This is a genomic window from Rhizobiaceae bacterium, assembly GCA_023953835.1.
Lineage (GTDB): Bacteria > Pseudomonadota > Alphaproteobacteria > Rhizobiales > Rhizobiaceae > Mesorhizobium_G.
This window is the reverse complement of record JAMLJB010000001.1, coordinates 1,373,871-1,394,222: the sequence shown is the minus strand read 5'-3', so window position 1 is coordinate 1,394,222 and position 20,352 is coordinate 1,373,871. Positions and strand designations below refer to the sequence as shown.

At 64.0% G+C, this 20,352-nt stretch carries 19 protein-coding genes and 1 pseudogene; 14 read left to right on the top strand and 6 right to left on the bottom strand.

Annotation, left to right across the window (positions count from 1 at the left end):
• Position 1 precedes the first annotated feature (1 nt).
• The 3 genes from M9924_06470 to deoA are packed head-to-tail and all read left to right on the top strand — an operon-like array spanning position 2 to position 2,689.
• Positions 2-970: an ABC transporter permease gene (locus M9924_06470; protein MCO5064046.1), complete on the top strand. Its 969-nt coding sequence runs from the start codon at positions 2-4 to the stop codon at positions 968-970.
• Positions 971-1,363, top strand: a complete 393-nt coding sequence (cdd, locus tag M9924_06465; protein ID MCO5064045.1) for a cytidine deaminase — start codon at positions 971-973, stop codon at positions 1,361-1,363. It abuts the gene before it with no gap.
• 6 nt (positions 1,364-1,369) lie between these two features.
• Positions 1,370-2,689 (top strand): thymidine phosphorylase, encoded by a 1,320-nt coding sequence (deoA, locus tag M9924_06460; GenBank protein ID MCO5064044.1) that lies wholly within the window; start codon positions 1,370-1,372, stop codon positions 2,687-2,689.
• On the opposite strand, the gene M9924_06455 is transcribed toward deoA, so the two are convergent.
• Positions 2,683-3,237 carry a TIGR02281 family clan AA aspartic protease gene (locus M9924_06455; protein ID MCO5064043.1) on the bottom strand — a complete coding sequence of 185 codons (555 nt, stop codon included), beginning with the start codon at positions 3,235-3,237 and terminating at the stop codon, positions 2,683-2,685. The genes deoA and M9924_06455 overlap by 7 nt on opposite strands.
• Before the next feature lie 126 nt (positions 3,238-3,363).
• Entirely contained in the window at positions 3,364-3,993 is a 630-nt protein-coding gene (gene upp, locus M9924_06450) for a uracil phosphoribosyltransferase (GenBank protein ID MCO5064042.1), read from the bottom strand.
• A 168-nt stretch (positions 3,994-4,161) separates the two neighbouring features.
• Between upp and ubiE the strand changes: the two genes are divergently transcribed.
• Genes ubiE through coaBC form a run of 3 tightly spaced genes read left to right on the top strand, consistent with a single transcriptional unit; the run spans position 4,162 to position 7,776 of the window.
• Complete coding sequence (ubiE, locus tag M9924_06445; GenBank protein MCO5064041.1) at positions 4,162-4,938, top strand: bifunctional demethylmenaquinone methyltransferase/2-methoxy-6-polyprenyl-1,4-benzoquinol methylase UbiE; 777 nt, start codon at positions 4,162-4,164, stop codon at positions 4,936-4,938.
• A 13-nt stretch (positions 4,939-4,951) separates the two neighbouring features.
• A complete protein-coding gene (gene ubiB / locus M9924_06440; GenBank protein ID MCO5064040.1) occupies positions 4,952-6,526 on the top strand; it encodes a 2-polyprenylphenol 6-hydroxylase in 1,575 nt (524 codons plus the stop codon).
• 32 nt (positions 6,527-6,558) lie between these two features.
• Entirely contained in the window at positions 6,559-7,776 is a 1,218-nt protein-coding gene (gene coaBC / locus M9924_06435) for a bifunctional phosphopantothenoylcysteine decarboxylase/phosphopantothenate--cysteine ligase CoaBC (GenBank protein ID MCO5064039.1), read from the top strand.
• Between the two features lies 1 nt (position 7,777).
• Here coaBC and M9924_06430 read toward each other — a convergent pair whose 3' ends face one another.
• From M9924_06430 to M9924_06420, 3 genes are read right to left on the bottom strand one after another with little or no spacing between them, the layout of a single operon-like run.
• Positions 7,778-8,851: an ABC transporter ATP-binding protein gene (locus M9924_06430; protein ID MCO5064038.1), complete on the bottom strand. Its 1,074-nt coding sequence runs from the start codon at positions 8,849-8,851 to the stop codon at positions 7,778-7,780.
• Positions 8,852-8,858: 7 nt separating this feature from the next.
• Positions 8,859-9,680 carry an ABC transporter permease gene (locus M9924_06425; protein MCO5064037.1) on the bottom strand — a complete coding sequence of 274 codons (822 nt, stop codon included), beginning with the start codon at positions 9,678-9,680 and terminating at the stop codon, positions 8,859-8,861.
• On the bottom strand, positions 9,677-10,591 hold the full coding sequence (locus tag M9924_06420) for an ABC transporter permease (GenBank protein ID MCO5064036.1): 915 nt from the start codon (positions 10,589-10,591) through the stop codon (positions 9,677-9,679). Before M9924_06420 ends, M9924_06425 begins: the two co-directional genes overlap by 4 nt.
• Before the next feature lie 210 nt (positions 10,592-10,801).
• Between M9924_06420 and M9924_06415 the strand changes: the two genes are divergently transcribed.
• The 8 genes and pseudogenes from M9924_06415 to rpsA all read left to right on the top strand — a co-directional run bounded on the left by M9924_06415 (position 10,802) and on the right by rpsA (position 19,253).
• Positions 10,802-12,199 carry an aminotransferase gene (locus M9924_06415; protein MCO5064035.1) on the top strand — a complete coding sequence of 466 codons (1,398 nt, stop codon included), beginning with the start codon at positions 10,802-10,804 and terminating at the stop codon, positions 12,197-12,199.
• Positions 12,200-12,357: 158 nt separating this feature from the next.
• Positions 12,358-13,383 (top strand): annotated as a pseudogene (locus tag M9924_06410) (SAM-dependent methyltransferase).
• A 35-nt stretch (positions 13,384-13,418) separates the two neighbouring features.
• Positions 13,419-13,712, top strand: a complete 294-nt coding sequence (locus tag M9924_06405; GenBank protein ID MCO5064034.1) for a DUF2849 domain-containing protein — start codon at positions 13,419-13,421, stop codon at positions 13,710-13,712.
• Positions 13,713-13,745: 33 nt separating this feature from the next.
• Positions 13,746-15,416: a nitrite/sulfite reductase gene (locus tag M9924_06400; protein ID MCO5064033.1), complete on the top strand. Its 1,671-nt coding sequence runs from the start codon at positions 13,746-13,748 to the stop codon at positions 15,414-15,416.
• Positions 15,391-16,143 (top strand): phosphoadenylyl-sulfate reductase, encoded by a 753-nt coding sequence (locus M9924_06395; protein ID MCO5064032.1) that lies wholly within the window; start codon positions 15,391-15,393, stop codon positions 16,141-16,143. Before M9924_06400 ends, M9924_06395 begins: the two co-directional genes overlap by 26 nt.
• Before the next feature lie 25 nt (positions 16,144-16,168).
• Positions 16,169-16,708 carry a DUF934 domain-containing protein gene (locus M9924_06390; protein MCO5064031.1) on the top strand — a complete coding sequence of 180 codons (540 nt, stop codon included), beginning with the start codon at positions 16,169-16,171 and terminating at the stop codon, positions 16,706-16,708.
• Between the two features lie 49 nt (positions 16,709-16,757).
• A complete protein-coding gene (gene cmk, locus M9924_06385; GenBank protein ID MCO5064030.1) occupies positions 16,758-17,423 on the top strand; it encodes a (d)CMP kinase in 666 nt (221 codons plus the stop codon).
• A 132-nt stretch (positions 17,424-17,555) separates the two neighbouring features.
• Positions 17,556-19,253: a 30S ribosomal protein S1 gene (rpsA, locus tag M9924_06380; GenBank protein ID MCO5064029.1), complete on the top strand. Its 1,698-nt coding sequence runs from the start codon at positions 17,556-17,558 to the stop codon at positions 19,251-19,253.
• A gap of 391 nt (positions 19,254-19,644) precedes the next feature.
• Here the strand turns inward: rpsA and pncA are convergent, their stop codons facing one another.
• Positions 19,645-20,244: a bifunctional nicotinamidase/pyrazinamidase gene (pncA, locus tag M9924_06375; protein MCO5064028.1), complete on the bottom strand. Its 600-nt coding sequence runs from the start codon at positions 20,242-20,244 to the stop codon at positions 19,645-19,647.
• Between the last annotated feature and the right edge of the window lie 108 nt (positions 20,245-20,352).

The window sequence follows — 20,352 nt, the reverse complement described above, 5'->3', positions numbered from 1 at the left end:
GATGGATCTTCTCAACACCCTCGTTCTTGTCCTCGATTCGACCATCCGGCTCAGCGTGCCGTTGCTGCTGGCCTGCCTCGCCGGACTCTATTCGGAGCGGGCGGGCGTTTTCGACATCGGCCTTGAGGGCAAGATGCTGGCCGGAGCCTTCGCGGGCGCGGCAGGGGCTGCCGTGTCCGGCTCGGCATGGCTTGGGCTGTTGTGCGGCATTCTCGTGTCAGTCGGATTCGCGCTGGTGCATGGCTTTGCGTCGATCACCCATCGCGGCAACCAGATCGTCTCCGGCGTCGCAATCAATTTCATCGCGGCGGGATCGACCATCATACTGGGGCAGGCCTGGTTCCAGCAGGGCGGACGCACGCCCGCACTTGGATCGGCCCAGCGCTTCGAGGCTATCGAACTGCCGGGCGCGGCGGCGTTGCGCGACGTTCCGATTGTCGGGCAAATCTACTCCGAGCTTCTGTCCGGCCATTCGCTGCTCACCTATTTCGCCTTTCTGATGGTGCCGTTCACATGGTGGGTGCTGTACCGCACAAGGTTCGGTTTGCGGTTGCGGGCGGTTGGCGAAAACCCCGCCGCGGTGGATACCGCGGGTGTCTCGGTTGCGTGGCTGCGCTATCGCGCGGTGATCTGCACGGGCATCCTGACCGGCATTGCGGGCTGCTATCTATCCATGGTCCAGAATGCCGGCTTCGTGAAAGACATGACCGCCGGAAAGGGCTTCATCGCGCTGGCGGCGCTGATCTTTGCCAAGTGGAAGCCGGTCAACGCCATGTTCGCGTGCCTGCTGTTCGGCTTTCTCGATGCGCTTTCGATCCGCCTGCAAGGCACGCCCATAATGGGCGTGCGCGTGCCGGTGCAGTTGATGCAGGCGCTGCCCTACATCCTGACAGTCATTCTACTGGCTGGCTTCATCGGCAAGGCCATTCCGCCGCGGGCCGGCGGCATTCCCTATGTGAAGGAGCGCTGAATGAGCCACGACCTGTTCGATGCTGCGAACGACGCCATGGCGAAAGCCTATGTTCCCTACTCGAAATTTCCGGTTGGCGCTGCGCTGCGTACCGCCGATGGAAGGGTCTATTCCGGATGCAATATCGAGGTTGCGTCATACCCTGAAGGATGGTGCGCCGAAACCACCGCGCTCGGCCATTACATCATGGGCGGCGGAGGCAAGATTACGGAAATAGCCGTCGTGGCCGAGCGCATGGCGCGTGTGACTCCATGTGGCGGATGCCGCCAGCGCCTTGCCGAATTTGCGACACCCGACACGAAGCTGCACCTTTGCGACGAAACCGGCATTGTCGAAACCGTCACCATGGGCGAAATGCTGCCCTACGGTTTCCGTGGCGATATCCTGAAATAAATGCCGATGCTGCCGCAGGAAATCATACGCAGGAAGCGCGACGGCAAGGTTCTCCTGCCGGACGAGATAGGCCGGTTCGTCGAGGGCATGACAACAGGCGCTGTGAGCGAGGGGCAGGTTGCGGCCCTTGCAATGGCGGTGTTCTTCAACGGAATGAACCGGGACGAAGCCGTTGCGCTGACGCTCGCCATGCGCGATTCGGGCGCGGTGCTGGATTGGTCGGATTTGCCCGGCCCGGTCACGGACAAGCACTCGACCGGCGGCGTGGGTGACAATGTTTCGCTGATGCTCGCGCCCATCGTTGCCAGTTGCGGGGCCTATGTCCCGATGATCTCGGGGCGCGGCCTGGGGCATACGGGCGGTACGCTGGACAAGATGGATTCGATTCCCGGCTATGTCAGCCAGCCGTCGAATGCGCTGTTTCGCAAGACCGTTGTCGAGGCAGGCTGCGCGATCATCGGCCAGACTGCCGATCTCGCGCCAGCCGACAAGCGATTCTACGCCATTCGCGACGTGACGGCGACGGTCGAGTCGATCCCGCTTATCACTGCCTCCATCCTTTCCAAGAAGCTGGCCGCCGGCCTGCAATCGCTCGTCCTGGATGTGAAGGTCGGCAATGGCGCGTTCATGGCGCGGTCCCGCGATGCCACCGCGCTCGCCACCAGCCTGGTCGAGGTCGCGAACGGCGCGGGCCTCAGGACATCGGCGCTGATTACCAACATGAACGAGCCGTTGGCGACAGCGGCGGGCAACGCGGTGGAGGTCGCGAATGCCGTGGATTTCCTGACCGGTCGCCGTCGCGACCAGCGCCTTCTCGCCGTCACACTGGCGCTCGCCTCCGAAATGCTGCTTTCAAGCGGCATTGCATCCACCAATCAGCAGGCCATGCGGCTGGCGCGGGATGCGCTCGACAGTGGGCGCGCCGCCGAATCCTTCGGGCGCATGGTCGCCCTGCTCGGAGGTCCCGCCGATTTCGTCGAGAACATGGGAAAGCATCTTCCGACCGCGCCGCTGACGCGCGCCGTGACGGCGGAACATGACGGTTTCGTGCGCGAAGTCGCCACCCGCGACATCGGGCTCGCCGTGGTCGATCTGGGGGGTGGGCGCACGCGTCCGCAGGACGATGTGGATCATGCGGTGGGCCTGAGCGAAATCCTGCCGGTCGGCGCGGAGGTGCATGCAGGAGACACTCTGGCCATGATCCACGCGCGCACGCAGACCCAATACGAACGCGCCGCGCAGGCGGTTCGCAACGCTTACATGATTGGAGAGGCGAAGCCGACACCGGCACGACCGGTGCAGCGCAGGATCGGGCCTCGCTACTGAACGAGCAGCAAGGTGTGATCCTCGACCTGGAAACGATCCAGCCGCCGCAGGAAACTCATGCCGACAAGGGTTGTGTGCAGCGCATTGTCCTGCAACACCAGCGCTTCCACGTCCTTGACGTGTATGCGTCCGATCTCAAGCGCATCGATCACGGTCGCCGCCGCAAGCGTCCGCCCGTTCGCCGTTTGCACCTCGTGTCGGAAATCGGAAGGTTTGAACCTTATGCCTGCCCGCAGCGCGGTGCTGACATTGATCGCGACCAGCGTCGCCCCCGTGTCGACAAGGGCTTTGACATTGCGACCGTTGACGCGGAACTGCCCTTCGAACTGGCCCTTTCCGTCAGCCGGTATGATAACCTTGCGGCCCAAAGGCTGCGCGATCTCGCGATGCGGCTCGCTGACCGTCACAGGAGATACGGTCGCTTCGTCCGTCGATGGTCCGGTCGCCCAACGGGCGAACTCATGCAGCAGCGCGCCGTTTTCCTGCCCCGCCGAAAACCACGAGAAAACCAGAACCAACCCTGCAAATGCGAGTGCCAGGCGCAGCATGCAGCCCTCCAAACCCTATCCTGCTTACCACGGACTCGTGGCGAAGAGGCTAAGGCGGCAGGGCGCATTTTGGGATCGGCGGTTACCATTCCTTTACGCGTTGGCGGGACGCAAAGCGCGCCGGCACTATTTTGTGCCGTACATCCTGTCGCCCGCATCGCCGAGGCCGGGCAGGATATAACCCTTCTCGTTCAGCTGGCGGTCGATGGAGGCGGTGAACACGGGAACATCCGGGTGCGCCGTGGTGAAGCGCTCGATTCCCTCCGGCGCGGCGAGAAGGCAGAGGAACCTGATCTGAGTCGCGCCTCGCTCCTTGAGCTTGTCGATTGCCGCAATCGCCGAGTTCGCAGTCGCCAGCATGGGGTCGACCACAATGATGAGCCGGTCGGCGAGGTCGCTTGGCGCCTTGAAGAAATATTCCACGGCTTCGAGGGTTTCATGGTCGCGGTAAAGGCCGATATGCGCGACGCGCGCTGCCGGAACGAGGTCGAGCAGCCCTTCCAGAAGGCCGTTGCCCGCGCGGAGCACGGACGCGAAGACCAGCTTCTTTCCCTCGAGCGTCGGGGCGTCCATCGTTTCGAGCGGCGTCTCGATCCGCGTGGTGGTCAGTTCGAGATTGCGCGTCACCTCATAACCGAGCAGCAGCGAAATCTCCCGCAGCAGGCGCCGGAAGCTTGCCGTCGAGGTCTCCTTGTTGCGCATGATGCTGAGCTTGTGCTGCACCAGCGGGTGATCGACGACCGTTACGTTTTTCATGGAACTCTCCACCGGGAAACCCACCCATACTAGCGCTAAGTGGCCGTTGCGAAAGGGCTTCCGGGACATGGCCACAGCTTTGTGGCCGCGTCCGTTCACCGCGTCTTAGGCAATGGTGTGGTTTGCCGTGATCGGCTATTGTCCCGCGCGAACTGGCGATTGGAAAACATGTCTGAGCAAAGAACGACAGCAGACGGCGGAATGCAGACCTCCTTCGGGTTCCGCAGCGTCGCGCCCGGGGAGAAGCAGCCGCTGGTCAACGAGGTGTTTCATCGCGTCGCCAAACGCTACGACCTGATGAACGACCTCATGTCGGGCGGAATGCATCGCCTGTGGAAAGACGCGATGGTGGCGTGGCTCAATCCGCGCCCGCGCGAGGACTGGCGCATGCTCGACGTTGCGGGCGGCACCGGCGACATTGCGTTCCGCATCGTCGAGGCGTCGCGGCGGCAGGCCCATGCCACGATCCTGGACATTAACGGCTCGATGCTCGAAGTCGGCCGCGCCCGCGCGCAAAAGGCCGGCTTTGCCGGGAATGTCGATTTCGTCGAGGCCAGCGCGGAGGAACTGCCCTTTGCCGATGACAGCTTCGATGCCTACACGATTGCCTTCGGGATACGGAACGTTCCCGATATCGACCGGGCGCTCGGCGAAGCTTTTCGCGTGCTCAAGCCGGGTGGCCGCTTCCTCTGCCTCGAATTTTCCGAGGTCGAGACGCCTCTGCTGGACAAGGTCTATGAGGCGTGGTCGTTCAGGGCCATTCCCGAGATCGGCAGGCTGGTGACAGGCGACCGGGAATCCTATGCCTATCTGGTCGAATCGATCCGCAAGTTCCCCGATCAGCGCAATTTCGCGGCGATGATCGAGCGCGCCGGTTTTGAGCGGGTCTCGTTCCGCAACTTCTCAGGCGGCATCGCTGCCCTGCATTCCGGCTGGAAGCTTTGACGAGGCAGGTGCGATGAGCAGTATCGGTGCTGCCTTGCGGCTTGCCCGCGCCGGCTGGATCATGGCCCGCGAGGGCGTGATCGCCGCCCTGCCGGGCGATGAGTTGAGCGGCCTGCCCAGGGCGGGATGGCGCCTTTCGAAACTGTTGACGCGCTGGCGCGTGCGTGGCCGCGACCGGGGCGAACGGCTGGCCGATGCGGTTGCACGGCTCGGGCCGTCCTATGTGAAGCTTGGCCAGTTTCTCGCTACTCGTCCTGACGTCGTGGGTTCCGACATCGCGCGCGACCTGTCAAAGCTTCAGGACCGCATGGCGACCTTTCCGACAGCCGCAGCGGTCGCGACGATCGAGGCATCGCTCGGTCGGCCTGTGGGCGACCTCTATTCCGAATTCGGCGAGCCGGTCGCCGCAGCATCCATCGCGCAGGTGCACCCGGCGAAGATTGATCGCGACGGGCAGTCCCTGCCGGTGGCTGTGAAGGTCATACGTCCCGGCGTGCGCAGGCTTTTTCATCGCGACCTCGAAAGCTACTTCCTTGCCGCACGGCTGCAGGAGCGCTTCATTCCCGCATCGCGCCGCCTGCGCCCCGTCGAAGTGACGCGCACGCTCGCCCAGACGACACGGGTCGAGATGGATTTGCGGCTTGAAGCCGCCGCCTTGTCCGAACTGGCGCAGAACACAGCGGAGGACCCTGGTTTCCGCGTTCCGGGCGTGGACTGGGAGCGCACGGGCCGCGACGTGCTGACGATGGAGTGGGTCGACGGCATCAAGCTGAACGACATCGAAGGGCTGCGCGCCGCCGGCCATGATCTGGAGAAGCTGGCGGCCAATCTGGTGCAGTCTTTCCTCCGCCATACGCTGCGCGACGGTTTCTTTCATGCCGACATGCATCCGGGCAATCTGTTCGTGGAAGCCGACGGAACCATCGTCGCGGTGGACCTCGGCATAACCGGGCGGCTCGGCAAGAAGGAGCGGCGCTTCCTTGCCGAAATCCTCTACGGCTTCATCACGCGCGACTACCGGCGCACGGCGGAAGTGCACTATGAAGCCGGCTATGTACCGCGCATCCACAGCGTCGATGCGTTCGCGCAGGCCATCCGCGCCATCGGCGAGCCGATCCATGGGCAGTCCGCCGAGACGATCTCGATGGCGCGCCTGCTGACACTGCTTTTCGAAGTCACCGAACTGTTCGACATGGAGACGCGGCCCGAACTGCTGATGCTCCAGAAGACCATGGTCGTGGTGGAAGGCGTGGCGCGCACGCTCGATCCTCATTTCAACATGTGGAAGACATCCGAGCCGGTCGTCGGCGACTGGATCAGGAAGAATCTGGGACCGCGCGGCATCATGGAGGACGCGCGCGAAGGCGTGGGCGCGCTGGTATCACTGGCGCGGCAGGCGCCCGACCTCGCCGCCCGCACGGAACGACTGACGCGCGAGATCGACGCCATGGCCGAGCACGGCCTGCGCTTCGACAAGGAGACAGCGCGAGCCATCGGTCGCGCGGAGGCGCGCTATACGCGCAGCGGCCGCATCGCGCTCTGGGTGATCGCGGGCGTTGCCGTTTACCTTGCGTGGATCGTAAGCTGATAGGATGACGACGGAAAACCGGCAGCAAGCGCATGACCCTCGATAGGAAGCGCATACTCCTGATGATCGGCGGCGGCATCGCCGCCTACAAATCGCTGGACCTGATCCGCCGCCTGCGCGAGCGCGGCGCGTCGGTACGCTGTGTCATGACCGCCGCCGCCCAAGAATTCATCACGGCGCTGTCGGTCGGCGCGCTCTCAGCCGACCATGTCTTCACCGACCTGTTCGACCGTCAGGATGAGCAGGATGTCGGCCATATCCGTCTTGCGCGCGAGTGCGATCTGATCGTGGTCGCGCCCGCTACTGCAGACCTGATCGCGAGGCTTGCCAACGGCCACGCCAACGACCTTGCGTCCGCCGTCCTGCTTGCAACCGACAGGCCGGTTCTGTTTGCACCCGCAATGAACCCGAAAATGTGGAGCCACCCGGCCACCCGCCGCAACCGCGACACGCTCGCGCGCGACGGCGTCCATTTCGTCGGACCCGCCCGCGGCGAGATGGCTGAAAGCGGCGAGGCGGGCGAAGGCCGCATGTCCGAGCCGCTGGAGATCGTCGCAGCCGTCGAGAAACTGCTTGCGCCGCAGCCCGGCCCGCTCGCAGGACGCAAGATCATCATGACGTCCGGCCCGACGCATGAGCCGATCGACCCGGTGCGCTACATCGCCAACCGCTCGTCTGGCAAGCAGGGCCACGCGCTTGCCGCAGCGCTGGCGAAACTCGGCGCCGATGTCCGCCTCGTGTCGGGGCCGGTCACCATCCCCGATCCGAAAGGCGTGACAACGCTTCACGTCGAAACGGCGCGCGAGATGCAGGCGACGGTCGAGGACCTGCTTCCCGCCGACGCGGCGATTTTCGTCGCCGCGGTCGCCGATTGGCGTACGGAAAGCGAGGCCGGGCAGAAGATCAAGAAGGTCGCGGGCGAAGGACCTCCGGCGCTGCACATGGTCGAGAACCCCGACATACTGGCCGGTATCGGCCATCACAGGCAGCGGCCCTATCTCGTCGTCGGCTTCGCGGCGGAAACCACGGACCTCGACCGCAACGCGCAGGCGAAGCTGAAGAAGAAGGGCGCGGACTTCATCGTCGCCAACGATGTAAGCCATGCGGGCGGCGTGATGGGCGGCGACCGCAACCGGGTGCGGATCGTCTCGAAACAGGGCGTCGACGTCTGGCCGGATTTTTCCAAGGAAGAGACGGCGGAACGCCTGGCGCGGTTGATCGCCGAGCGGCTGGCAACGATTTCCGTTTGAATCAGTCCGCCAGCGCCACCAGCGCGTCGGGATCGTAGGCAAGCCTGACGGGCGCGCCGACAGGAATGTCGTCGGCCCCGAAATTATTGGTTTCCGACACCGAGAGCGGTTGCTCCATTCCGGGCACCTGCACGATCAGATGGGTGATCTCGCCGAAATAGTGACGGTCGATGACCTTGCCGGCGATCTCGTGCTTGTCGGTCGCATCGTCCCAAAGCACGCGCAGCCGCTCCGGGCGGATGCCGAGCGTGGCGTCCTTGCTCTTCGGCGCATATTGCGCGGGCTTTTCCGTGGTGACGCGGCCGAAGCCGGTGGTCTGGACGGTGATGCTGCGCTGGTCCTCGCCGACGATCCGGGCAGCGACGAAATTCATGCCGCCGACGAAGTCGGCCACCTGCCGGTTGACGGGCCGCTGGTAGATGTCCTTGGGCGTCGCCACCTGCGCGATGTTGCCGCTGAACATCACGGCAATCCGGTCCGACATTGCCAGCGCCTCATATTGGTCGTGGGTAACGAGAATAAACGTGATGCCGACCGCCTGTTGCAGCTTGCGCAGCTCGACCTGCATCTGCTCGCGCAGCTTTTTGTCGAGCGCCGAGAGCGGTTCGTCCAGCAGCAGAACCTTCGGTCGCATCACGAGCGCGCGCGCCAGCGCCACGCGCTGCCTCTGGCCGCCTGAAAGCTCGGTCGCGCCCCGCGTTCCAAGATGCCCCAGCGACACCTGCCCCAGCGCCTCGTCCACCCGACGCTTCTCCTCGGCCCGGTCCAGCCGCAGCCGCTTGAGCCCATAGGCGACGTTCTGCGCCACGTTGAGATGCGGAAAGATCGCGTAGCTCTGAAACACCATGTTGGTTGGCCGCCGGTTGGCCGGAATGCCGGTCATTGGCTGGCCGTCGATCGAGATCGTCCCGGAGGTCGGATTGTCAAATCCGCCGATCATGCGAAGCAGGGTGGTCTTGCCGCAACCCGATGGCCCGAGCAGCGAGAAGAACTCGCCCTTGCGGATTGTCAGAGAGGCATTGTCCAGCGCCTTGAACCCGCCATAGGCCCGCGTCACCCGATCGATTTCGATCATCGGCGTCTCAGGCATAGACACCTCCCTCGTTCTGGGCGCGGCGCGCGGCGCGGCGGCGCATGAATTCCGCAAGCGACAGCAGGACGAAAGAGGCCACCAGCAGCAATGTGCCGAGCGCCAGCACGCTCGGCAACTTGGCCGCAAATCGCAATTGCCCCCAGATATAGACGGGAAGCGTCGGCTCCGTGCCGGCGAGGAAAAAGGCGAGAATGAACTCGTCCAGCGAAATGGTGAACGACACCAGCAGGCTGGAAATGATGGCGGGCGCGACCATCGGCAGGGTCACGCGCCGGAATGTGCCCCAGGGCGACTCTCCGAGATCTGCGGAAGCTTCCTCAAGGCTGCGGTCGAAGCCCTCGAACCCGGAAATCAGCACGGTCACCGAATAGGGAATGCAGATCAATATGTGGCCGAGAACGACGGTGAACAGGGACAGGCCGATCCCCATTTGCAGCAGCACAATCAGCATCGACACGGCGACGATGATTTCCGGCAGCACCAGCGGCGCCATGATCAGGCTGCTGGCCACACGCTGCCCGCGAAAGCGGTACCGGGTGATGGCGCGCGCGGCGCAGATCCCCAGGATCGTGCTGACAATGGATGCGGACAGGCCTACGATCAGGCTGTTCCATGCCGAGGAAAGCAGTTCGGGCGTGTTCGGCAGGCCCTGATACCATTTCAGCGTATAGCCGGTGAGCGGGAATTTCGGCACCGCCGACTGGTTCACCGAGAAGATCGGCAGCAGCAGGATCGGCAGATAGAGGAACGCGACATAGAGCGCGGCATAGGCCGGCAGCCAATTGGAGAGCAATCGGCGCAGGCTGCTCATCGCGCGCGCCTCGCCGCCCATCGCAGGATGAAGACCGTCGCGCCGGCCATCGCCGTCACCACAACCATCGACGTCACGGAAAGGGCCGCGCCGAGCGGCCAGTTCGATGCCTTGCCGAACTGCGCCTGAATGGCGTTGGCGATCATCACGCCGTCCTTGCCGCCGACGAGGCGCGGCGTCACATAGTCGCCCACGGTCGGGATCATCACGATCATCAGCGCGGAAATGACGCCCGGCATGGACAGCGGCAGCGTCACACGCAGAAAGCGGCGCACCGCGCCGTCGCCGAGATCGGTGGCCGCCTCGATGAGTGTCCGGTCTACCTTCTCCAGCGAAACGAAGATGGGGAGGATGGCAAACGCCGCCCAGGCATGCGTCAGCGTGATGATGACCGCGCTGGTGTTGTAGAGAAAGGCCGTCGAGGGCTCGCTGATGATGCCGAGCGCCATCAGGCCGGAATTGAGCACGCCGTTGAAGCCGAGGATCACCTTCCACGACATCACGCGCAGGAGATAGCTCGTCCAGAACGGAATGGTTATGAGGAACAGCCAGAGGCTCTTGTGCCGCCCGCCGTGGAACGAGATGAAATAGGCGACCGGATAGGCCAGCAGCACCGTCACGATGCTGACGGTCAGCGAGACGAACAGCGACCGGAAGAGCAGGTCGCGATAGATCGGCTCGGTCAGCGCGATGCGATAGTTCTCGAGCGTGAAAGTCCGGTCGATCTCCATATAGTTCTGGGTCCAGAAACTATGGGCGAAGGTGATCAGTATGGGGACCGCCAGCATCGCTAGCGCATAGAGAAAGGTCGGGCTGATCAGCGCGATGCCCTGCGCCGCCTCGGATTGCAGAAGGGTCGATCGCCGGGTGTGGTTCACCGCACTGGCCTGCGTCCCTTCCGCCGCGCTCATCGCTGGAGCGTCCCGGGCTTCGCGTCAGGCTCGGCAGCGAACTTCATAAAGGACAACCTCACATGCGACAGAACGGCGTCGCCTCCCGCCAGATCGTATCCAGAGATTGAAATTGAAATCAACCTCTGCGATATTGATTGAACGCTTATTCAAAATGACTGTCAAGAATGCTTGTGAAAAGCGGACTTGGCGCTGATTCGGAGAAGAACGATGGCGGCCTTGAGAGAAATCGACGACGCCGGCGTGGTCGAACTGGCGGAGCGCCATCTGGTGCAGCCCTGGCCGGTGGCGGGGAACATCGGCGCGGAGGCGCGCACGCTGATCGGTGAAGGCGAGGGCATCTACATCACCGACGGCGACGGCAAGCGCCTCATCGACGGCCCGGCGGGCATGTGGTGCACGAATGCCGGTCACCGCAGGAAGGAACTCGCCGAGGCCATGTACGAGCAGGCGATGGCGCTGTCCTACAACACGCCGTGGTATACGATGAACGAGCCGTCGGTGGTTCTGGCCGAGCGGATCGCGGCGCACGCGCCGGGCGATCTCGACCATGTGTTCTTTACGACGGGCGGTTCGTCGGCGGTGGAAAGCGCGCTGCGCTTCATGCAGTTCTACAACAATGTGCGTGGCCGCCGCGAAAAGAAGCTGATCCTGTCGCGCGGCGGGGCCTATCATGGCTCGACCTATCTGTCGGCATCACTCAACGGCAGGCCGCGCGATCTCGACTGGATGGACGGCGCCGACGAGCTTGTCGTCAAGCTCGGTTCCCCCGACCCGTTCCGCCGTCCCGCCGGAATGACGGTCGAGGCGTTCGAGACGCATCTGGTGGAGGAGTTCGAGGGGACCGTCGAGCGTCTCGGCGCCCACCGCATCGGCGCGTTCGTCGGCGAACCGGTGCAGGCGTCGGGCGGGGTCATCGTGCCGCCCGGCAACTATCTGAAACGCATCCGCGAAATCTGCCGGGCGAACGACATCCTCTTCGTTTCCGATGAGGTCGTGACCGCGTTCGGGCGGCTCGGCCATGTCTTTGCCTCGCAGGACGTGTTCGGCATTGAGCCGGACATCATCACCTTCGCCAAGGGCGTGACATCCGGCTATTTTCCGCTCGGCGGAATGGTCGTGTCGGCGCGGCTCATGGAAGATCTGCGCCGCTCCAACCATCCCGACGCCATGTTCGGACACGGGCTGACCTATACGAGCCATCCCGTCGGATGCGCCGTGGCGCTGAAAAACCTCGACCTTCTGGAAGGCGGCCTGCTCGCCCATGCGCGCAAGATTGCTCCCCATTTCCAGAAGCAGCTCGGAACGCTCGAAGAGCTTCCGTTGGTGGGCGAGGTGCGCGGCATCGGGCTCATGGCCTGTGTCGAATGCGTCGCGGATCGCGAGAGCCGGAACCCCCTCAAGCTGGACAAGACGGTCGGCGCGCGCATCGACGCGCATTGCCACGAACTCGGCCTGCTCGTCCGTCCGCTCATCAATATGTGCGTGATGTCGCCGCCGTTGATCATCACCGAGTCCCAGATCGACGAGATGGTGTCGATCCTGCGTGAAGGCATCAGCCGCACGATGGACGATCTGCGCCGCGAGGGCCTGTGGATGGGTGCGTAAATCACCGACCCGGATTGTCCGGTAGACGTGAGAATTATTTTCTTCCCAACCGCCCCTTCCCGGAAAAAACATTGGCAGCCACCCTCGGGCGCGCGAGTGGATTTCTTATGTCCATGGCGTGGAGCGGGTAAAACGGACCCGTCTCAGGAGTCCGAACCGTGACTGTGAAAACGCCAAAGCTGAATGCATTCCCGGTCTTTATCCGCGTCGAGGGCGAAGTCGTCGTGATCGTCGGCGGCGGCGAGGAAGCGCTTGCCAAGGCGCGCCTCATCGGCCAGTCATCCGCGCGGCTGCGCATCGTCTCCGTCGAGGTTGAGCCGGCCTTCGCCGCATGGATCGCGGAGCACGGAGCCGAGCATGTCGCCGAGCCTTATGAAGCGCGGCATCTGGAGGCTGCGCGTCTCGTTTTTGCCGCAAGCGGCGATGCGTTGCTGGACCGCGCCGTCAGCGAGGACGCGCGGCGGCTCGGCATCCCGGTAAACGCAGTCGACCGCCCGGAACTATGCGATTTCTACACGCCCGCGCTGGTGAATCGCGCTCCGGTGTGCGTGGCCATCGGGACAGAAGGGACCGGGCCGGTCCTCTCCCAGATGCTCAGGGCGCGCATCGACCGCATGCTCGCGCCTTCGCTCGGCGCGCTGGCGACGCTGGCCGAAACCTTTCGCGCTTCGGTCGAACGGTTCGTTCCGAAGGGCGCGGCGCGCAGGCGCTTCTGGTCGGACTTTTTTGCCGGCGAGCCGGCGCGCGAAATGGAGATCGGCCATATTGAAGAAGCGCGCGCGGCGGCAACCGAACTGCTGTTGAGACGGCAGGGCATCGTCGGTCATGTGTCGCTGGTCGGCGCGGGTCCGGGCGCCGAGGACCTGCTCACCATGCGCGCGCAGCGCCATCTGATGGATGCGGATGTGATCGTGCACGACGTGGCCGTTCCCGAAGCGCTGGTGGCCATGGGTCGCCGCGACGCCGAGCGGGTTGCCGTCGGCAGGAATTGCGAGGCGGCCAGCCAGTCGGAAGTCAACGAACTGCTGGTGAAGATCGCGCGCGAAGGCAAGCGCGTGGTCCGGCTCAAGCTCGGCGATCTTCTGATGTTCGGCAAGGTCGATGAAGAGATCGCTGCGCTCAGCGCCGCCGGAATTTCGCATGAGGTGGTGCCGGGCGTGGTGCCCGCCTTTGCATCGGTTTCCACGCCTGCCCGCGAACGGGCGCTTGGAGAAGCGGCATGAAGGTGCTGACGGCAAACAGGCTCATCGACGGCGAAGCCATCTGGTATTCGGATGAAAACGGCTGGCAGGAGACGATCGAGGGCGCGGCGCTGGCCGCCGACAAGGCAGCGGAAGAACGCCTCGAAGCCATAGGCAGGGCAGCGTTCGCGGAGAATTTCGCCCTCGATGTCGATCTGATCGATGTGCAACTGGTGGACGGCCGGACCGTGCCGCTGCGGCTGCGCGAGCGCATCCGCGCCGCAGGGCCGACCAACCGGACGGATCACGGCAAACAGGCGCGCGCGGCGTAACCCAGGGCAAGGCGCTCAAGGAAGCAGTCAATCATGTATCGTTATGATGAATTCGACCATGAGTTCGTGAAGGCCAGGGTGGCTGAGTTCACGGAGCAGGTCGAGCGGCGGCTCTCCGGCGAGATTACCGAGGAGCAGTTCCGGCCGCTCCGCCTCATGAATGGCGTCTATCTCCAGCTTCACGCATACATGCTGCGCATCGCGATCCCCTACGGAACGCTCAATTCGCGCCAGTTGCGCATGCTCGCGCACATCGCGCGGACCTATGACAAGGGCTACGGGCATTTCACGACGCGGCAGAACCTGCAATTCAACTGGCCGGCGCTGTCGGATGTCCCGGCCATCCTCACCGACCTCGCCAGCGTTGAGATGCACTGCATTCAGACGTCCGGCAACTGCATCCGCAACGTGACCGCCGATCATCTCGCGGGCGCTGCCGCCGACGAGGTGGCGGACCCGCGCCCCTATGCCGAAATCCTGCGGCAATGGTCCTCCGTCCATCCGGAGTTCTCCTTCCTGCCGCGCAAGTTCAAGATCGCGCTGACCGGGGCGGCGCGCGACCGCGCGGCGATTCAGACCCATGACATCGGCTTGCACCTGAAGCGCAACGACAAGGGCGAACTCGGCTTCACGGTCTATGTGGGCGGCGGGCAGGGCCGCACCCCTATCGTTGCAAAGAAGATTCGCGATTTCCTGCCCGAGCAGGACCTGCTCTCCTACACCACCGCCATCCTGCGCGTGTACAATCTCAATGGTCGCCGCGACAACAAATACAAGGCGCGCATCAAGATCCTCGTGCACGAGACCGGCGTCGAGGAATTCGCGCGGCAGGTCGAGGCCGAATGGGCCGATTTGAAGGACACCGAGCTGGCATTGCCGGAAGCCGACATCCGGGCGATCGACGCCTATTTCGCGCCGCCGGACCTGACCGCGCGTCCCGCAGGCGACGAAGCCGTCAGGCAGGCGAGGCTGGATTCCCGCAGCTTCGGCGAATGGCTGGACCAGAACGTGACCACCCACCGCCATCCCGACTACGCAGCGGTGACGATTTCGCTCAAAGGCATCGGCGAGACGCCCGGCGATGCATCCGACGGCCAGATGGACGCGGTGGCCGACATTGCGGAGCGCTACGCGTTCGACGAAATCCGCATCAGCCACGAGCAGAACCTGATCCTGCCGCATGTGGCGCGCGCCGACCTGCGCGCCGTCTACGACCTTCTGGTGGAGGTCGGCCTGGCGACCGCGAACTCCAACCTCATCACCGACATCATCGCCTGCCCCGGCCTCGATTATTGCGCGCTGGCCAACGCACGCTCCATCTCGGTGGCGCAGGACATTTCCCATCGCTTCGCCTCGCTGGAACGCCAGCGCGACATCGGCGAGCTGAAGCTCAAGATTTCGGGCTGCATCAATGCCTGCGGCCATCACCATGTCGGCCATATCGGCATTCTCGGCGTCGAGAAGAAGGGCGCGGAACTCTACCAGGTGACGCTTGGCGGTTCCGGCGACGAGAACACGTCGGTCGGCGAGATCATCGGGCGCGGCTTCGGGCCGGAGGAAATCACCGACGCCATCGAGACCATCGTCGAAACCTATCTCACCGTGCGGCGGGATCGCGAGGAGAAATTCCTCGACACCTACCGCCGCGTCGGCCCGGCTCCGTTCAAGGAGGCGCTTTATGGCAGCGAAGCCAGAGCTGCTTGAGGCAGAGGAACAGGCGGCGGCGGAAGCTGCCGCGCTGGAAGCGCTCTATGGCGCGGCCTCGCCGCAGGACATCATCGCGCGCTCGGTCGAGCGCTTCGGCGTGACGGGCGTCGCGGCGGTGTCGTCCTTCGGCGCGGATTCCGCCGTGCTGCTGCACATGGCGTCCGGGATCGACCGCGACCTGCCGGTGCTGTTCCTCGACACGGGCAAGCATTTCGGCGAAACGCTGGACTATCGCGATGCGCTCGTCGCCGATCTCGGCCTGCGCGACATCCGCATCCTGACGCCGGAAGAGGCGGCGCTGCGCGACAAGGACCCGGACGGCACGTTGCACCAGCGGGACAACGACGCCTGCTGCGAAATCCGCAAGGTGGAGCCGCTGGCGCGTGGCGTCGAGCCGTTCCGGGCATGGTTCACGGGCCGCAAGCGCTTTCAGGCCGCGACCCGCGCCGGGCTTGCGGCCTTCGAAACGGTCGGGCCGCGCCTCCGTATCAATCCGCTCGCGCGCTGGGGCACGTCCGACCTCGCCGACTATATGCGCAGCCACAATCTGCGTGAGAATCCGCTGGTTGCCTATGGCTATCTTTCGATCGGCTGCTTTCCCTGCACCCAGCCGGTGAAACCGGGCGAGGATGCGCGCAGCGGTCGCTGGGCCGGGCAGGCCAAGGTCGAATGTGGCATTCACCTTCCCGGCCTCGAAAACTCGCTGAACGGCGCAAGCCACTGACACCGGCAGATATGGATGACCACCGATGAGTGAAACCGCCGAGCAGCCCGTAGTCCGCCTGTGGACGCTGGATGGATTTCGCCAGGACAATTGGCGGCACCTCGACGAGCCCGACGCGATCGCCGAATCGGGCGACGTGATCCTGCCGCTGGCCGCCTATCTGGCGCTCGACGCGGAGGCGCGGCGCCGCGCCAATCATCGCATCGGCGTGCGGCTCAAGCCCGGCGACAAGATCGAGGCGCTGGCCGAACATCTCGAATCGCTGCCGCTGGTGGCGTTGGAGTTTCCCGCCTTCAACGATGGCCGCAGCTTCTCAAAGGCGGAAATCCTTCGCCGCCGCTATGGCTATGGCGGCGCGGTCCGCGCGGTGGGGCAGGTGCTGCCCGACCAGTTCTCGCACATGCTGCGGGTCGGCTTCGACGAATTCGAGGTCTCTCATCCGGTCCTGCTGAGGTGGATCGAAGAGGGCCGCATCGACGGTCTCGGCCTCTACGCCCAGCCAGCGGTGCGCGCCGAGAAGCCCGCGGGCATGTATTCGTGGCGTCGCCTGCCCGCGGCCCGCTGAGCGCCATATTTCCTGTTGCGCATTTCGACCGTCTCGGCTTGATGCGCGGATGGATCAGAATCTGCTCATCGCCATCGATGGACCTGCTGCTTCCGGCAAGGGAACGCTCGCAAGGCGGCTGGCCGACTACTATCACCTGCCGCATCTGGATACGGGCCTGACCTATCGTGCGGCAGCGCACCGGATGATTTCCGCCGGCCTGCCGCTGGACGACCCTGCATTGGCCGTCGAGGCCGCGCGCAAGGTCGATCTCGCCAATCTCGACAAGGGCGCGCTGTCGGCGCACGCGGTGGCGGACGCGGCCTCGCGCGTTGCGGTCTATCCCGGGGTCCGGCGTATTCTGGTTGAAAAGCAGCGCGCATTCGCAGCTCAACCGGGCGGCGCTGTGCTGGACGGGCGCGACATCGGCACGGTCGTGTGCCCGCAAGCCGAGGTGAAGCTCTACATCACCGCCAGCCCTGAGGTGCGCGCGGCGCGCAGGCTGCGCGACATCGAATCGCGCGGCGGCACCGCGAATCTGGAAGAAATCCTGGCCGATATCGTGAAACGCGACGAACGCGATTCCGCGCGAACCGATTCGCCGTTGCGTCCAGCCCATGATGCGCACTTGCTCGATACGTCGGAAATGTCTATAGAGGCCGCGTTCCGAGCGGCGCGCGGCATCGTCGATGCTGCGCTGGCCAAACGGGACACTGGCTCTTATATGAGTCCATAAACCAGCCTGCCAGCATTCCACTGCGCCGAACGCCGCCATTCGCGGCAAGGGTTCATTCAACCCGGAGCGCCGGCAGGCCAACGCAACACGAACCACGGCGCCGCCCCAAGGCAGGGGCTTTCAGGAGTTTTAATGTCACAAGCCAACCCCTCGCGCGACGATTTCGCCGCGCTTCTCGAAGAATCATTTTCCGATGGCCATTCCGGTGAAGGCCAGGTCGTTCGCGGCACCATCACCGCGATCGAAAAGGATATGGCCATCATCGATGTCGGCCTCAAGGTCGAAGGCCGCGTGCCGCTGAAGGAATTCGGAGCCAAGGCCAAGGACGGCCAGCTCAAGCCGGGCGATACTGTCGAAGTCTATGTCGAGCGCATCGAAAACGCGCTTGGCGAAGCGATGCTGAGCCGCGAAAAGGCCCGCCGCGAAGAGAGCTGGGTCAAGCTCGAGGAGAAGTTCTCCAAGGGCGAGCGCGTCGAAGGCGTTATCTTCAACCAGGTCAAGGGCGGCTTCACGGTCGATCTCGACGGCGCCGTTGCCTTCCTGCCGCGTTCGCAGGTCGACATTCGCCCGATCCGCGATGTCACCCCGCTGATGCACAACCCGCAGCCCTTCGAAATCCTCAAGATGGACCGCCGTCGCGGCAACATCGTTGTCTCGCGCCGCTCGGTGCTTGAGGAAAGCCGTGCCGAACAGCGTTCGGAGATCGTGCAGAACCTCGAAGAAGGCCAGGTGGTCGAAGGCGTCGTCAAGAACATCACCGATTACGGCGCGTTCGTGGACCTCGGCGGCATCGACGGCCTGCTGCATGTCACCGACATGGCATGGCGTCGCGTGAACCACCCGACCGAAATCCTGAACATCGGCCAGACGGTCAAGGTGCAGATCATCCGCATCAACCAGGACACGCATCGCATCTCGCTCGGCATGAAGCAGCTCGAGTCGGATCCGTGGGGCGACATCGGCTCCAAGTTCCCGCTCGGCAAGAAGATTTCCGGAACGGTCACGAACATCACCGACTACGGTGCGTTCGTCGAACTCGAGCCGGGCATCGAGGGCCTCATCCACGTTTCGGAAATGTCGTGGACCAAAAAGAACGTCCATCCCGGCAAGATCCTTTCCACCTCGCAGCAGGTGGATGTGGTCGTGCTGGAGGTCGATCCGTCCAAGCGCCGCATCTCGCTCGGCCTCAAGCAGACGCTCGAGAATCCGTGGGAAGCGTTCGCGCGCAACCATCCGGTCGGCAGCGTTGTCGAGGGCGAGGTCAAGAACAAGACCGAATTCGGCCTGTTCATCGGCCTCGAAGGCGATGTGGACGGCATGGTGCACCTCTCCGATCTCGACTGGAGCCGTCCGGGCGAGCAGGTCATCGAGGAGTACCAGAAGGGCCAGATGGTCCGGGCGCAGGTTCTCGATGTCGACATCGAGAAGGAGCGCATTTCGCTGGGCATCAAGCAGCTTGAGCGTGACGCCGCAGGCGATGCTGCTGCTTCCGGCGAGCTTCGCAAGAACGCGGTCGTCACCTGTGAAGTCATCGGCGTCAAGGACGGCGGTCTCGACGTTCGCCTTGTCGAGAGCGGACTCGAAACATTCATCAGGCGTTCCGACCTGTCGCGCGATCGCGACGAGCAGCGCCCGGAGCGTTTCTCAGTCGGCCAGAAAGTCGATGCGCGCGTGATCGCCTACGATAAGAAGACCCGTAAGCTGCAGGTCTCTATCAAGGCGCTCGAAATCGCCGAAGAAAAGGAAGCTGTCGCGCAGTACGGCTCGACCGACTCCGGCGCTTCGCTCGGCGACATTCTCGGCGCTGCGCTGAAGAAGCAGGGCAGCTAAGCCCCGCATCCTTCGGGAATCCAGACCCCGCCGGAGCGATCCGGCGGGGTTTTGTTTTGCGTCGGGCAGACATTGCCGCGCTCGCACTGCCCCTCATCCGGCTGCCGCCACCTTCTCCCCGTAAAGGACGGGGAGAAGGGCGATAATCTACAACGCTGATGCCCCTCTCCCTGCACGCGGGGAGAGGGTAAGGGTGAGGGGCGGCGCCGGGCTTTCGGCGATTGCACAACCCCTCATCCGGCTACCGCCACCTTCTCCCACAGGGGGAGAAGGGGACCACCGTCATGTCTCGCAAATCCCGAGTCGTCGGCGATTGAAGCCGGCGCAGATGATATCTCCCTTCTCCCCCTGTGGGAGAAGGTGCCGGCAGGCGGATGAGGGGTGCGGTGCCCTATTTGAGCACAACTCCGGCGTCGCGCATCCGGCCAGTCATTTCCTCCAGCGAGCCGCCAAGATCGATTGCGCGACAGGCGTCCATGTGCACCGCGACCCGGAAGCCGAGCCTTGCCGCATCGAGGGCAGAATAGGCGACGCAATAGTCCGTCGCGAGCCCGACCAGCGTCAGGTCCGAAATCCCGCGCTCGCTCAAATAACCCCCCAATCCCGTTGGCGTCTTGTGGTCGTTTTCGAAGAAGGCGGAATATGAATCGATCGCGCCGCGAAAGCCCTTGCGCAGCACGAGTTCTGCCTTGTCCCAGATCAGTCCCGGATGGAATGCCGCGCCGTCCGTGCCCTGCACGCAATGATCGGGCCAAAGCGTTTGCGGTCCGTAGGGCATGTCGATGGTCTCGAAGGCGTCATTGCCCTCATGGCTCGACGCAAAGCTTGAATGGCCTGCGGGATGCCAATCCTGCGTCAGGATGACGTGCTCGAAATCGGCGATCAGGCCATTCACCAAGGGCACGATGTCGTGACCGCCTTCGACGGCGAGCGCGCCGCCCGGGCAGAAATCGTTCTGGAGGTCGATGACGATAAGCGCGTTTGACGACAATTTGCGGCTCCGGTCGAGAAAGTTTCCAGAGCATATCGCCTGCCCAAACCTGCGCAAGATGCGCGCGTGCTTTGACAAGCACGCCTTTCCGGATATCATTTGTATACG

Bases quoted from the DNA above. Each gene is read 5' to 3' on its own strand.
- M9924_06470 (MCO5064046.1), top strand. From the start codon at position 2: ATGGATCTTCTCAACACCCTCGTTCTTGTCCTCGATTCGACCATCCGG.
- cdd (MCO5064045.1), top strand. From the start codon at position 971: ATGAGCCACGACCTGTTCGATGCTGCGAACGACGCCATGGCGAAAGCC.
- deoA (MCO5064044.1), top strand. From the start codon at position 1,370: ATGCTGCCGCAGGAAATCATACGCAGGAAGCGCGACGGCAAGGTTCTC.
- M9924_06455 (MCO5064043.1), bottom strand. From the start codon at position 3,237: ATGCTGCGCCTGGCACTCGCATTTGCAGGGTTGGTTCTGGTTTTCTCG.
- upp (MCO5064042.1), bottom strand. From the start codon at position 3,993: ATGAAAAACGTAACGGTCGTCGATCACCCGCTGGTGCAGCACAAGCTC.
- ubiE (MCO5064041.1), top strand. From the start codon at position 4,162: ATGTCTGAGCAAAGAACGACAGCAGACGGCGGAATGCAGACCTCCTTC.
- ubiB (MCO5064040.1), top strand. From the start codon at position 4,952: ATGAGCAGTATCGGTGCTGCCTTGCGGCTTGCCCGCGCCGGCTGGATC.
- coaBC (MCO5064039.1), top strand. From the start codon at position 6,559: ATGACCCTCGATAGGAAGCGCATACTCCTGATGATCGGCGGCGGCATC.
- M9924_06430 (MCO5064038.1), bottom strand. From the start codon at position 8,851: ATGATCGAAATCGATCGGGTGACGCGGGCCTATGGCGGGTTCAAGGCG.
- M9924_06425 (MCO5064037.1), bottom strand. From the start codon at position 9,680: ATGAGCAGCCTGCGCCGATTGCTCTCCAATTGGCTGCCGGCCTATGCC.
- M9924_06420 (MCO5064036.1), bottom strand. From the start codon at position 10,591: ATGAGCGCGGCGGAAGGGACGCAGGCCAGTGCGGTGAACCACACCCGG.
- M9924_06415 (MCO5064035.1), top strand. From the start codon at position 10,802: ATGGCGGCCTTGAGAGAAATCGACGACGCCGGCGTGGTCGAACTGGCG.
- M9924_06405 (MCO5064034.1), top strand. From the start codon at position 13,419: ATGAAGGTGCTGACGGCAAACAGGCTCATCGACGGCGAAGCCATCTGG.
- M9924_06400 (MCO5064033.1), top strand. From the start codon at position 13,746: ATGTATCGTTATGATGAATTCGACCATGAGTTCGTGAAGGCCAGGGTG.
- M9924_06395 (MCO5064032.1), top strand. From the start codon at position 15,391: ATGGCAGCGAAGCCAGAGCTGCTTGAGGCAGAGGAACAGGCGGCGGCG.
- M9924_06390 (MCO5064031.1), top strand. From the start codon at position 16,169: ATGAGTGAAACCGCCGAGCAGCCCGTAGTCCGCCTGTGGACGCTGGAT.
- cmk (MCO5064030.1), top strand. From the start codon at position 16,758: ATGGATCAGAATCTGCTCATCGCCATCGATGGACCTGCTGCTTCCGGC.
- rpsA (MCO5064029.1), top strand. From the start codon at position 17,556: ATGTCACAAGCCAACCCCTCGCGCGACGATTTCGCCGCGCTTCTCGAA.